This window comes from uncultured Marixanthomonas sp. (assembly GCF_963974425.1).
GTDB lineage: Bacteria > Bacteroidota > Bacteroidia > Flavobacteriales > Flavobacteriaceae > Marixanthomonas.
In genome coordinates, this window is sequence record NZ_CAXBCK010000001.1 from 83,472 (window position 1) to 96,972 (window position 13,501).

Below are 13,501 nucleotides of genomic sequence, written 5' to 3' on the forward strand. Positions count from 1 at the left end.
TCGAAGTGTTGAAGAAAGGGAAACGACGAATGTCACTCAGCCGACCCGATTGTATTTAGGCGGAAATGGAGCGTAGCGAGTGAAGAGCCCTACCCACCTAGCCAAAAGTTTTTCATTAACATTTTTTTAAGAAATCTCTTCAGAATCTTTGGAATAGTAGAAAAGGTGTGTATTTTGCACGCCTAATTTCTAGAAATATATTTATGAAAAGCACAGTTACTCTATATTGTTTTATTACAAGTTTACTTACCACGATTACCCTTTACGCCCAAGACCCAAATATTATTTGGCAACGGACTATTGGTGGAAATGGAGAAGAATATTTAAAAAGTATTGAAGAAACTTCAGATGGCGGAATGATAATAGGAGGCTATTCAAATTCAAACATCTCTGGCGATAAAGCTGAGGATTCAAGAGGTGCAAATGACTATTGGATTTTAAAATTAGATGGTTCTGGGAGTATTGAATGGCAGAGAACAATTGGAGGAGATGGAGAAGACAAATTAGCTACAATTCATCAAACTTCAGACGAAGGATATATTATAGGTGGATATTCAGAATCAGGAATTTCGGGAGATAAAACGGAAAGCTCAAAAGGTTTTTCAGATTATTGGATCATAAAACTTGACTCAATTGGAAATATCGAATGGCAAAAGACAATTGGAGGTGATAAGGAAGACAAATTAGTAGAAATACACCAAACACCCGAAGATGATTATTTATTAGCAGGTTCTTCTTTATCAAATATTTCTGGAGACAGAACTGAAAGTAGAATAGCCAATCGGGATGCTTGGGTTGTACAGTTAGGTACAAATGGAGATATTCTTTGGCAAGATTCATATGGGATAGAACAGGATGGATTTACGTTATATGATTTTCAATTAACAAACGATAGTGGCATTATAATGGGAGGAACTTGGGGAATAGATATAGCTTATTATTTAATGAAGATTGGGACAGATAATGTATGGACAACTTTTTCTGGAAATGGTGTAACAAATTATTTAAGCAGAGTGAGCAAAACAAGTGATGGAGGCTTTATCGTTAATGGCACTACAAACAATCAGCCTCAATTTAATTATTATGTATGGAAAATTGATTCTGAAGGAAACACTCTTTGGGATAGAAATATTAATGGTGCCCTTTTTGATTTGGGAACTACTACTTTAAACTCTATGGAAGGAGGTTCTTTAGTAGGCGGTTATTCAAATTCTTACATTTCTGGAGATAAAACTGAGGATTCTCAAGGATTGGAGGATTACTGGATTTTAAAATTAAATGACATTGGATTAATTGAATGGCAAAACAGTATTGGAGGAAATCACGAGGACAAATTAACTTGTACCAATCAAAATTCTGATGGAACTTATATTTTTGGCGGAAATTCGAAATCCGATATTTCAGGAGATAAAAATGAAAACTCCCGAGGGGGAACTGATTTTTGGGTGATAAAGCATACCTCCTTATTAAACATTGTGGAAAATGCTTTCAACAAAACCATAACCCTTTACCCCAACCCAGCAAAAAACACCCTACATCTCAACGCTGACAATCAGCAAATAGACCGAGTAAAAATCTTTTCGGTAAAAGGCGATTTAGTACAACAAGTTGAAAGCTTTGAAACATCGAAAACCATAGATGTTTCAATATTGGCAAGTGGCATGTATTATGTTCAATTTACGTCGGGTAGACAGATTGCTACCAAGAAGTTTGTAAAACAATAATTTATGAAATTAAAAAATCACACAACTCTCTTTTTAGTGTTTATAGCAACAACTCTCTACGCCCAAGACCCAAATATTATTTGGCAACGGACTATTGGGGGGAGTGGTAGTGATAAACTATGGTCCATAATTGAAACTAGCGATGGAGGTTTTTTTGTTGGTGGGGATTCAGATTCTAATATTTCTGGAGAGAAGGATGAAAATTCTAGGGGCGGAGATGACTATTGGATTCTAAGATTAGATTCTAATGGCAACATATTGTGGCAAAAAACCTATGGCGGGAGTGCTGAAGAGATGCTATGGTCTGTTCAGCAAACATCTGATGGTGGATTTATTTTAGGTGGATTTTCCAATTCTGACATTTCAGGTGATAAAAGCGAAGAATCACAAGGAGGCTATGATTACTGGATAATAAAGCTTAATTCTTCTGGAGATATTGTTTGGCAAAATACAATTGGAGGCAGTGGCGATGACAATATAAAATCAATAATAGAAACAAATGATGAAGGTTTTTTATTAGGTGGTAATTCTACCTCACCAATTTCTGGAGATAGAACGGTTTTTCAAAATGGCTCTCGTGATTTATGGCTTATAAAGTTAGATTCAACTGGAGCTATTGTATGGCAAAAAGCATTTGGCCATAATCAAGTTACTATTACCGGACTTGCAAAAACAAACGATGGAGGTTTTATATTAAGCTCAACAATATTTGGAATTACTGGTACACATGATGCCTTTTGGGTCTTAAAAATAGATGCCTTTGGGAATTATATATGGGATAAAATTATACAAGGAGATAATTCTGATTGGTTCCCCAAAATTAGCTCGACCCAAGATGGAGGATATATCATGGCGGGAGCCTCAGATTCTGATGCTTTTGGAGACAAGTCTGAAAACTCTCAAGGTTCTTTTGATTATTGGGTTTTAAAATTAGATGAAAATGGTGATATCACTTGGCAAAATACCATTGGGGGCTCAGAAGCAGAACAACCGGATTCTATAATTCAATCTGTAGATGGTGGTTATCTAGTAAGTGGGTATTCGTCATCTAACATTTCTGGAGATAAAACAGAGCCTTCAAATAACGGAGATTACTGGATTATTAAATTAAATAACATAGGAATAATTGAGTGGCAAAATACGATTGGTGGCGGAAATTCCGATGCACGGGCACGTACAATACAGACAAGTGATGAAAATTATGTAATTGGCGGTTATTCCTCCTCAAACATTTCTGGTGATAAAACAGAAAACTCTAGGGGAAATTATGATTTCTGGATTATAAAGCATGCCCAAATTTTAGGCCTAGATGAAAACTCCTTGTTTTCAAACACAACCCTCTACCCCAACCCCGCAAAAAATACTTTACAGCTCAACGCTGAAAACCAGCAAATAGACCGAGTAAAAATCTTTTCGGTAAAAGGCGATTTGGTGCAACAGGTTGAAGGCTTTGAAACATCAAAAACCATTGATGTTTCAAAATTGGCAAGTGGGATGTATTATGTTCAGTTTATGGCGGGCAGGCAGATTGCTACAAAGAAATTTGTAAAACAGTAATTAAGTTATATAAAAATTAAATAGCTATCACTTTGAGGTAGAAAAAATTAAAACCTTGGGTGTTGTTTTTCAAATAAATAATAGTACATTTGCACCCCGATTTATCCAAAAGAAGGAAATGTTTAACCTGTTGGTAGGTGAATGCCAGTAGAAAAAATTATTAAAAGTGGATACACTAAGTTATAAAACAATTTCAGCAAACAGCGCTACTGTAAACAAAGAGTGGTTGCATGTTGATGCTGATGGACAAACGCTTGGCCGCATGGCCAGTGTAGTAGCAAAATTGCTACGTGGTAAGCACAAACCTAATTTTACTCCTCACGTAGATTGTGGAGATAATGTTGTTATTACAAATGCAAGTAAAATTGTATTGACTGGAAACAAGTGGAGCGAAAAACAATACATTCGTCACACAGGGTATCCAGGTGGACAGCGTAGCTTAACTGCAGAAGAATTATACGGAAAGGATCCTGCGAGAGTAGTAGAAAAAGCTGTAAAAGGAATGTTGCCTAAAAATAAATTAGGAGCAAATCTTTTCAGAAATCTTAAAGTATATGCAGGTGCTGAGCACGACCAAGATGCACAAAAACCAAAAACCATTAACCTTAACGATATCAAGTAATGGAAGTTATTCACAAAATAGGAAGAAGAAAAACCGCTGTTGCGCGTGTATATCTTTCTGACGGAAAAGGAAATATCACCATCAATAAACGTGATATGGAAAAGTACTTTACTACAGGTACGTTACAATATAAAGTTAAACAAGCTCTTATGTTAACTGAAAACGACAAAAATTTTGACGTTTCAGTAAATGTATTTGGAGGAGGAATCACCGGACAAGCTGAAGCAATCCGTTTGGCTCTATCTAGAGCTATGTGTGAGCTTAACGAAGAAAACAGAGGTATTTTAAAACCAGAAGGATTGTTAACAAGAGATCCAAGAATGGTGGAGCGTAAGAAATTCGGACAGAAGAAAGCGCGTAAAAAATTCCAATTCTCAAAACGTTAATCTTCGGCTTCGGCCAGATACCGTTTTTACACAGAAAAAATTGGTTCTCTTTCTTATATATATTCGAAAGAGAACCATTCAAATACAAACTATAATTATAAACAAGCTGTTAATTCCGTATGTCGCGGAAGTTAGTTTAGCATCTAAACCAAGTCCTACTATATAGGAAAGGTTGCTATCTAAACAGGAACGTAAACTAAAACAAAATGGCAGACAACAAAGAAGTTAAGTCGTTACTTGACGCAGGTGTACACTTTGGTCACCTAACCCGTAAATGGAATCCGAATATGGCACCATATATCTATATGGAGCGTAACGGAATCCACATTATCAACCTTTACAAAACATCTGCAAAGCTAGAAGAGGCGAATGAAGCCTTAAAGAAGATTGCAGCAAGCGGAAGAAAAATTCTTTTCGTAGCTACCAAAAAACAAGCAAAAGACATCGTTTCAGAAAAAGCAAGCGACGCCAAAATGCCATACATTACTGAAAGATGGCCTGGTGGAATGCTTACTAATTTTGTAACTATCAGAAGAGCTGTTAAAAAAATGGCTTCTATTGATAGAATGAAACAAGATGGTACTTTTAATACACTTTCTAAGAAAGAACGTTTACAAGTAGATCGTCTTCGTGCTAAGCTAGAAAAGAACTTAGGTTCAATTAGTGATATGAGTCGTCTTCCTGGTGCATTGTTCGTAGTAGATACTACTCGCGAGCACATTGCCGTAAAAGAAGCTCAAAAACTAAACATTCCAATTTTTGCGATGGTGGATACTAACAGTGATCCACGTGAAATAGATTATGCAATTCCATCTAACGATGATGCATCTAAATCTATTGAAAAAATCGTAGGTAAAGTATCTGAAGCTATCATAGAAGGCCTTTCAGAGCGTAAAGCTGGAAAAGAGAAGAGCGAAGAAGAGAAAGCAGCTAAAAAAGCCAAAAAAGAGGCTAAGAAAGAAGACGAGGCTAAAGAGAAAAAAGCTGATAAAGAAGTTCCTTCAAAAGATAAAGAAGACAAGAAAGCAATGAAAGAGGCCAAAAAGCCTGTGAAATTGGAATCTAAAGAAGAAACTTTGGAAAAAGCAACTAAAGAAGAAGAATAAAATAACCTGTTGTTAACACAATTTTGCCGTTTGGTTATTTTCTTTGTTGAAAATCAATTAAACGGCTTTTTTTACTAATACATTAAAAACGTAATAAAGATGGCAAAAATAACCGCCGCAGAAGTAAATAAATTAAGAAAATCAACCGGTGCTGGTATGATGGACTGTAAAAAGGCATTGGTCGAAGCAGAGGGTGATTTTGACAAAGCAATTGAAATCCTTCGTAAAAAAGGACAAAAAATTGCTGCTAAAAGAGCTGATCGTGAATCTGGTGAAGGTGCTGTAATCGCAAAAGTAAATAAAGATAACTCTAAAGGTGTTATTGTTTCTCTTAACTGTGAAACTGACTTTGTAGCTAAAAACGATGGCTTTATAAAATTAGCAAACGATTTTGCTGAGTTAGCTTTAAACACATCTTCTAAAGATGAATTTTTAGCTGCAGATTACAATGGTATCACTGTTCAAGAAAAGTTAACAGAACAAACTGGTGTAATTGGTGAAAAAGTTGAAATTGGTGCATTTAAAATTTTAGAAGCTCCTTTTGTAGGTTCTTATATCCACGCAGGTAACAGAATTGCTGTTGTAACAGGACTTTCAAAAAATGTTGATAATGCTGAAGAGGTTGCTAAAGATATTTCTATGCAAGCTGCAGCTATGAATCCAGTTGCTTTAAACGAAGATGGTGTAGATCAATCAACAATCGATAAAGAAATCGAGATTGCTAAAGATCAATTACGTCAAGAAGGTAAGCCAGAAGAAATGTTAGATAATATTGCCAAAGGTAAAATTAAGCGTTTCTTTAAAGACAATACATTAGTAAACCAAGCTTTTATTAAGGACAACAAACAAAGTGTTGCTCAATATGTAAAATCATTTGGTGATGTAGAAGTGGTAGCTTTTGAACGTGTTTCTTTAGACTAAGCACATAACACTACTATTTTAAAAAGAGGTTTCAGTACTACGCTGAAACCTCTTTTTTTTTGGTATTAACCAAAAAATACTTTCCAAAGATTTTCCTAAAAACTAATCCCCTTATAATTACATCTTCTACACTTATAACAAGTGGATTAACTAACGCACGAGTTCATTTTTCTTAAAAAGAAAATTTTAAGCTACTTGCTTATATATCATTGCACTGACAAAAATTTAAGATGCCTGTATAATTTTAGTTTCAATTAAAGATTTGAAACATTTTAACCTTTTTAAATTTCTCTACACCATACAAAATTTTTCATTATTTTTGCTCAGTAAATTACCCTGTGGTAGGCCCACAATATATTTAAAAAACAGTTTGGTTTCGAAGAAAGCCTCGGAGCCTTCAAATCTCGACAATCGAGTAAAACACCACTATGCAATACGAAAGAATCCTTTTAAAATTATCGGGCGAAGCCTTAATGGGAAAACGCCAATACGGAATAGACCCTGAAAGGTTAAAAGAATATGCTGAAGAAATAAAACAACTTATTGACAAAGGAGTTGAAGTAGCTATAGTAATTGGCGGCGGGAATATTTTTAGAGGTGTTGCCGGAGCCAGCCGTGGAATGGATCGCGTACAAGGCGATCATATGGGGATGCTTGCAACAGTGATCAATGGATTGGCATTACAAAGCGCCTTAGAAGATGAAGAAGTACCTACCCGATTGCAAAGTGCCATTAAAATAAATGAAGTAGCAGAACCTTTTATACGAAGAAAAGCCATTCGTCATCTTGAAAAAGGACGCGTAGTGATTTTTGGCGGTGGTACGGGAAATCCTTATTTTACCACTGATAGTGCAGCAGTATTGAGAGCAATCGAAATTCATGCAGATGTAATCTTAAAAGGTACTCGCGTAGATGGAATATATACCAGCGACCCTGAAAAAGACAAAGCTGCTGAAAAATATGATTATATTACTTTTGAAGATGTCCTTAAAAAAGGACTAAAAGTGATGGACACTACTGCATTTACTCTTAGTCAGGAAAATAAATTGCCTATTATTGTTTTCGATATGAACACAAAAGGCAATTTACTGAAAGTCGTTTCAGGTGAAAAAATTGGAACGAAAGTAAATTTATAAAATCGAATAATTTGCCAGCTAATCTCTGGCTTGATTTTTGAAAAACACTTAAAAAAATTAAAAATGGAAGACGAAATTGAATTTTTGATAGACGGCACCCGCGAAGCAATGGACAAAGCTGTTACCCACCTTGAAAAACAATTAGCAAATATTCGTGCCGGTAAAGCCTCTCCTTCTATGGTAGGCAGCGTGATGGTAGATTACTATGGAAGTCCTACTCCACTTAATCAGGTTGCTAATGTAAATACTCCAGATGGGATGACCATTTCTATTCAACCTTGGGAAAAAACACTTATCCCTGAAATTGAAAAAGGGATACAAATAGCCAATCTTGGATTCAATCCTCAAAATAATGGAGAAAGTATTATTATCAATGTACCACCATTAACTGAAGAGCGTCGTAAAGATTTAGCAAAACAAGCAAAAGCTGAAGCTGAAGAAGCAAAGGTTGTGGTTCGAAACGATCGTAAAAATGCTAATAACGATTTGAAAAAATTGGATATTTCAGAAGATTTACAAAAAAATCTTGAAAACGATATTCAAGAAATGACTGACAGTCATATTGTTAAAATTGATCAGGTTTTTGAGAAAAAAGAAAAAGAAATCATGACCGTTTAAATACTCGTTACGTTAAACAAAACAAAAACAAGCGGCTTCTATGCCGCTTTCTTATTATTTTTAAAAAATAAACTTCGGAATCCCTGTATGCGCAACTTTCTTATTATTTTTTCGCTGCTACTTGGTTATGTTGTTGCTGCGCAAGAACCCGCCATCGAGACCGAAAAAGACACAACTGCATCTAAAAAAGAAGAAAAGAAAAATCCTTTTAATACCGGTTTTTACCCTATTGGCTTTTTTGATGTTGATCTACGCTATTTAATAAAATACAATAATTACGAGGGTATCCGATTGGGTATTGGTGGAATTACCAACGACCGCCTTTTAGAAAACTACAAATTTGGTGGGTACATAGCCCACGGTTTTAAAGACCATGATTTTAAGTTTAGTTTAGGTGGAAGCGCACGCATAGACAAAGACACTAAAACATGGATTAACCTTTATTACATTGATGATATTCGGGAGATTGGAACTTTTAAATATCTAACCGATGCTCGCGTGTATTCGGTTTTTGAACCCCGCTTGGTTAACGTGACACAGTTTTTTAAGCATCGAACTTGGCAGGCTAATATTCAAAGTGAATTTGACCCTAAAATTTTATCAGAATTCCGTATTTCTCATAGTAATGTAGAACAAATTGAAAACTACACATTCACTAATGACGGCAAAATATATAATGGTTACGAGTTGGGTGAAATTACCGCTTCGATACGAGTAAGTCCTAAAAAAGATTTCACAACCACTAATGATGGTTTTGTAGAGTACTTTGATGGTTCCCCAAAAATAAGCGCACAAGTTACACAAGGGCTAAAAGGAATTGGAGGTAGTGATTTTAATTATACAAAATTTGGTTTAAAGCTTGACTACTATATTAAACGCACAGACCTCTCCTCTACTAGCATTTTATTGGAAGGTGATTATGCGATTGGTGATGTTCCGTTAACACACTTATTTCACGCCTACCCCAACAGCCCTACTAAAAACACTATATTACAACGCTTCTCGGTTGCGGGACGAAAAAGTTTTGAAACCATGTACTTTGGGGAGTTTTTTTCAGATAAACTTGCTACCTTACAGATTAAGCACAGCTTAAGACGGTTTTATTTTTCCAATCATTTTAAACCCGAATTAGTAATAATTACCCGGCACGCTATTGGTAATATGGAAAGTACCGAAAAGCACGCCGGCATTACCTTTAATACCTTAGACCAATTTTATTCAGAATCGGGGTTTGAGCTCAACAAACTTATTTTTGGCTTTGGGTTGAGCTTTGCATACCGCTACGGATATTATCATTTACCAGAATTAGAAGATAACATTTCGTTTAAATTTACATTTTATGCCACCTTTTAGCCTGTAAAAATTATTAGCAAAACAACTTGCAATCCCTTATATTTTATACCTTTGCGCCTTCTAAAGAACAAATAAATTGAACAAACTTTTCAGTATCGGTTTTTGGAGTGCCGTAGCCCGGTTTATATTACGCAATCGCACTCTTATTCTTATTGCTATTGCAGTAGCTACCGTATTTTTCGCTTTACAGTGGAAAAACATGCGCTTTACGTACACCGAAGCTAATTTGCTACCCGATGAACATGAAATTAACTTAGAGTATAATAAGTTCCTTTCAAAATTTGGGGAAGAAGGTAATTTAATAGTCTTAGGAATAAAGGATTCTACTCTTTTTACTCCTTCTCATTTTAATGCTTGGACACAGCTTTCAAAAAAAATAGGAGGATATGATGAAGTAGACCTTACATTGTCCATTGGTGATCTTCAAAAACTGGAACGAAAAAAAGACACCGTAGGGTTTCAATTAGTGCCTTTTATTAAAGATTCTATTACTACTTCAGAAAATCTTCAGAAATACAAAGAAGACCTTTTCAACAACCTTCCATTTTATAATGGATTGGTATATAGTCCTAATAAAAAATCGGTTAGAACAGCTGTTTACTTAAAAAAAGGAATTGTAAACACTGCCGCACGAAAAGATTTTATTGTTGAAGACCTAATACCGAGTATTGAAGCTTTTGAAAAAGAAACGGGAATCAATGTCCATACCTCGGGTATGCCTTACATACGCACCTTAAACTCACAAAATATAATTGATGAAATCGGGATGTTCATTGGTGCGGCGCTTTTAGTCACTTCATTAATATTTTTCTTTTTCTTCCGCTCTATTCGTGCCACACTTATCTCCATGGCCACAGTTATCATTGGTGTTATGTGGTCCTTTGGTATTTTGGGATTGCTTCATTATGAAATCACGGTACTTACCGCCTTGATCCCACCGCTTATAATTGTGATAGGGATACCCAACTGTATCTTTCTTATTAATAAGTACCAACAGGAAATTAAGCAGCATGGAAATCAGGCAAAATCTCTACAACGTGTTATAAGCAAAGTAGGGAACGCTACCTTAATGACTAATGTTACGACCGCTTCAGGCTTTGCCACTTTTATATTAACAAACAGCAAACTGCTCAGTGAGTTTGGCACTGTTGCTTCTATCAACATAATCGTTATTTTCTTACTGAGTCTGTTCATTATTCCAATAATGTACAGCTATATGGCCATCCCTAAGTACAAACACTTAAAGCACTTAAACAAGCAGTGGATAAGTAAGTTTGTAAAGTGGATGGAGCGTATGGTAAAAGAGCACCGTATTGCAATTTTCATTATTTCTATTATAACGCTTTGTGTAAGCATTATAGGTATTTATACAATTAAAATTTCTGGTAGTTTAATTGAAGATATGCCTAAAAATGCTGAGTTTTTTAAAGACATTCGTTTTTTTGAAGAAGAATATGAAGGCATTATGCCTTTGGAAATATTAGTTGACACCAAACGCAAGAAAGGCGTGATGAAACTCGCGACCCTAAAACGAATGGATGAGTTGCAGGAGTATATTGAAGAAATTCCTGAATTTTCTAAACCACTTTCTGTTGTTGAGTTGGTTAAATACTCTAAACAGGCATACTATAATAACAATCCTGAATATTATCAATTACCGAATAGCCAAGAACGGACGTTTATTCTTTCGCAGGCCAAAAGCAGTGCAGGCAAAACCAATTTATTGGAAAGTTATGTGGATAGTACGGGTCAATTTGCTCGTATTACAACCTTTATTAAAGACACAGAAACTGAACGGTATGAACGAATTGAAGAGGATTTAAAAACCAAGATTGACAAAATTTTTCCTCCAGAACGCTATAATGTTACACTTACAGGAAAAGCATTGGTGTTTCAAAAAGGAACAAAATATTTAGTACACAATTTAATCATTTCTTTATCACTTGCCATCTTATTAATAGCCATATTTATGGCGTGGATGTTCCGTAGTTTCAAAATGATATTGGTTTCATTATTGCCCAATTTACTTCCATTGATAATTACTGCTGGTCTTATGGGCTTTTTAGGTGTGGCTATTAAACCTTCCACCATATTGGTTTTCAGTATTGCTTTTGGTATTTCGGTTGACGATACCATTCACTTTTTAGCAAAGTATCGACAAGAGCTTATGGCTAATAATTGGAAGATTAAAAAATCCGTCTACGCCGCTTTACGTGAAACTGGAGTAAGTATGTTCTATACATCTATTGTGCTCTTTTTCGGTTTTTCGGTATTTACCATTTCCAGTTTTGGAGGTACAGTTGCTTTAGGAGCATTAGTTTCTATAACCTTAGTATTTGCGATGTTGGCCAATTTATTACTATTACCTGCATTACTATTATCTCTTGAAAAAGAAATCGCCAATAAAAAAACTTTTAAAAAGCCTTCATTGAAGATTTTGACAGACGATGAAGACGAAGAAGACATATCTAATTCTAATAAAAAGTAAAGACATTTGCTGTTTCAGAATATATTTTTCTGAAAATTTTAGAAAAAGTATCTTTACCATTCGAAAAAAATAAGCATCATGCAGCATACAGAAATTATAGAACTATTAAAAACAGAACCTTCCTTACACGAAACAACCGTAAAGGGCTGGGTACGTGCTTTTAGAAGCAACCGATTTATTGCATTAAATGATGGTTCTACCATTAAAAACCTACAATGTGTTGTTGATTTTGAGAATTTTGAAGAAGAAACATTAAAGAAAATAAATGTTGGCGCAGCTATTGAAATAAGCGGTGTTTTGGTAGAGAGCCAAGGAAAAGGACAAACTGTAGAAGTTCAGGTTTCAAAAGTTACTGTCTTAGGCGAAGCAGACCCTGAAGATGTAAAATTAACGATACTTTCTCCTAAACGTCATTCCCTTGAAACATTGAGAGAACAAGCTCATTTACGTGTTCGCACAAACACATTTGGAGCGGTGATGCGCACACGATCTAAATTGGCTTTTGCGGTACACGAATACTTTCAGAAAAACGGCTTTAACTATATGCATTCTCCTATTATAACTGGTAGTGATGCAGAAGGCGCCGGCGAAATGTTTCGCGTAAGTAACTTAGACCCAAAAAATCCACCATTAAACGAAGAAGGAAATATTGATTACAAACAAGATTTCTTCGGAAAAGAGACGAATCTAACTGTAAGTGGTCAATTGGAAGGTGAAACGTATGCTATGGGATTGGGGAAAATATACACCTTTGGCCCAACCTTTAGGGCAGAAAACTCTAATACCTCTCGTCATTTAGCAGAATTTTGGATGATAGAACCTGAAATGGCCTTCTGTGATTTAGATGGAAACATGGATCTAGCTGAAGATTTTATAAAATACATTATAAAATACGCATTAGAAAACTGTGCTGACGACCTTGAATTTCTAGAAAACCGATTGTTGCAGGTTGAAAAAAGTAAACCTCAAGCAGAACGTAGTGAGATGGCTCTTCGAGAAAAGATGAAGTTTGTTTTAGAAAATAACTTTAAGCGTGTTACTTACACTGAAGCTATCGAAATCCTTAGAAACTCCAAACCCAACAAAAAGAAAAAGTTTAAATACATAATTGACGAATGGGGGGCAGATTTACAGAGTGAACATGAGCGTTTTTTAGTTGAAAAGCACTTTAAATGTCCCGTAATATTATTTGATTACCCAGCAAAAATTAAAGCCTTCTATATGCGATTGAACGATGACGGCAAAACTGTCCGAGCTATGGATGTGCTATTCCCAGGAATAGGTGAAATTGTTGGCGGTTCGCAACGGGAAGAGCGCTATGACGTTTTAAAACAAAAAATGGAAGCCATGGGTATCGAAGAAAAAGAGCTTTGGTGGTATCTAGAACTTCGTAAGTTCGGTACTTGTGTTCACAGTGGCTTTGGCCTTGGTTTTGAACGCATGGTACAATTTGTAACCGGTATGGGTAACATTCGCGATGTAATACCATATCCTCGCACACCAGGCAACGCAGAATTTTAAACTCTACATATTGGTTAAAATTTCCCAATAGTTTATTAAATCCAGCTACAAAAACTGAATTGTAGCTGG

At 35.5% G+C, this 13,501-nt stretch carries 11 protein-coding genes; all 11 read left to right on the top strand.

Annotated features, from left to right (window positions below):
- The first annotated feature begins 203 nt into the window (after positions 1-203).
- The 11 genes from AACZ92_RS00335 (at position 204) to asnS (ending at position 13,432) form a co-directional block, all read left to right on the top strand.
- Complete coding sequence (locus tag AACZ92_RS00335; RefSeq protein WP_339695542.1) at positions 204-1,724, top strand: T9SS type A sorting domain-containing protein; 1,521 nt, start codon at positions 204-206, stop codon at positions 1,722-1,724.
- 3 nt (positions 1,725-1,727) lie between these two features.
- Positions 1,728-3,281 carry a T9SS type A sorting domain-containing protein gene (locus AACZ92_RS00340; protein WP_339695544.1) on the top strand — a complete coding sequence of 518 codons (1,554 nt, stop codon included), beginning with the start codon at positions 1,728-1,730 and terminating at the stop codon, positions 3,279-3,281.
- Between the two features lie 166 nt (positions 3,282-3,447).
- Positions 3,448-3,903: a 50S ribosomal protein L13 gene (gene rplM, locus AACZ92_RS00345; protein WP_339695547.1), complete on the top strand. Its 456-nt coding sequence runs from the start codon at positions 3,448-3,450 to the stop codon at positions 3,901-3,903.
- Positions 3,903-4,289 (top strand): 30S ribosomal protein S9, encoded by a 387-nt coding sequence (gene rpsI / locus AACZ92_RS00350; RefSeq protein ID WP_117158601.1) that lies wholly within the window; start codon positions 3,903-3,905, stop codon positions 4,287-4,289. Before rplM ends, rpsI begins: the two co-directional genes overlap by 1 nt.
- Positions 4,290-4,495: 206 nt before the next feature.
- Positions 4,496-5,395 carry a 30S ribosomal protein S2 gene (rpsB, locus tag AACZ92_RS00355; RefSeq protein ID WP_339695553.1) on the top strand — a complete coding sequence of 300 codons (900 nt, stop codon included), beginning with the start codon at positions 4,496-4,498 and terminating at the stop codon, positions 5,393-5,395.
- Between the two features lie 99 nt (positions 5,396-5,494).
- Positions 5,495-6,316 carry a translation elongation factor Ts gene (gene tsf / locus AACZ92_RS00360; RefSeq protein WP_339695556.1) on the top strand — a complete coding sequence of 274 codons (822 nt, stop codon included), beginning with the start codon at positions 5,495-5,497 and terminating at the stop codon, positions 6,314-6,316.
- A 428-nt stretch (positions 6,317-6,744) separates the two neighbouring features.
- Complete coding sequence (pyrH, locus tag AACZ92_RS00365) at positions 6,745-7,452, top strand: UMP kinase (RefSeq protein ID WP_117158593.1); 708 nt, start codon at positions 6,745-6,747, stop codon at positions 7,450-7,452.
- Positions 7,453-7,515: 63 nt separating this feature from the next.
- Entirely contained in the window at positions 7,516-8,070 is a 555-nt protein-coding gene (gene frr, locus AACZ92_RS00370; protein WP_339695559.1) for a ribosome recycling factor, read from the top strand.
- 87 nt (positions 8,071-8,157) lie between these two features.
- Positions 8,158-9,423: a hypothetical protein gene (locus AACZ92_RS00375; protein ID WP_339695562.1), complete on the top strand. Its 1,266-nt coding sequence runs from the start codon at positions 8,158-8,160 to the stop codon at positions 9,421-9,423.
- 76 nt (positions 9,424-9,499) lie between these two features.
- Entirely contained in the window at positions 9,500-11,911 is a 2,412-nt protein-coding gene (locus AACZ92_RS00380; RefSeq protein WP_339695565.1) for an MMPL family transporter, read from the top strand.
- Positions 11,912-11,989: 78 nt separating this feature from the next.
- Positions 11,990-13,432: an asparagine--tRNA ligase gene (gene asnS / locus AACZ92_RS00385; protein WP_339695568.1), complete on the top strand. Its 1,443-nt coding sequence runs from the start codon at positions 11,990-11,992 to the stop codon at positions 13,430-13,432.
- The last annotated feature ends 69 nt before the right edge of the window (positions 13,433-13,501 follow it).

What these genes read in the sequence shown, in the direction of transcription:
- AACZ92_RS00335 (WP_339695542.1), top strand. Translation starts at nt 204, where the DNA reads ATGAAAAGCACAGTTACTCTATATTGTTTTATTACAAGTTTACTTACC.
- AACZ92_RS00340 (WP_339695544.1), top strand. Translation starts at nt 1,728, where the DNA reads ATGAAATTAAAAAATCACACAACTCTCTTTTTAGTGTTTATAGCAACA.
- rpsI (WP_117158601.1), top strand. Translation starts at nt 3,903, where the DNA reads ATGGAAGTTATTCACAAAATAGGAAGAAGAAAAACCGCTGTTGCGCGT.
- rpsB (WP_339695553.1), top strand. Translation starts at nt 4,496, where the DNA reads ATGGCAGACAACAAAGAAGTTAAGTCGTTACTTGACGCAGGTGTACAC.
- tsf (WP_339695556.1), top strand. Translation starts at nt 5,495, where the DNA reads ATGGCAAAAATAACCGCCGCAGAAGTAAATAAATTAAGAAAATCAACC.
- pyrH (WP_117158593.1), top strand. Translation starts at nt 6,745, where the DNA reads ATGCAATACGAAAGAATCCTTTTAAAATTATCGGGCGAAGCCTTAATG.
- frr (WP_339695559.1), top strand. Translation starts at nt 7,516, where the DNA reads ATGGAAGACGAAATTGAATTTTTGATAGACGGCACCCGCGAAGCAATG.
- AACZ92_RS00375 (WP_339695562.1), top strand. Translation starts at nt 8,158, where the DNA reads ATGCGCAACTTTCTTATTATTTTTTCGCTGCTACTTGGTTATGTTGTT.
- asnS (WP_339695568.1), top strand. Translation starts at nt 11,990, where the DNA reads ATGCAGCATACAGAAATTATAGAACTATTAAAAACAGAACCTTCCTTA.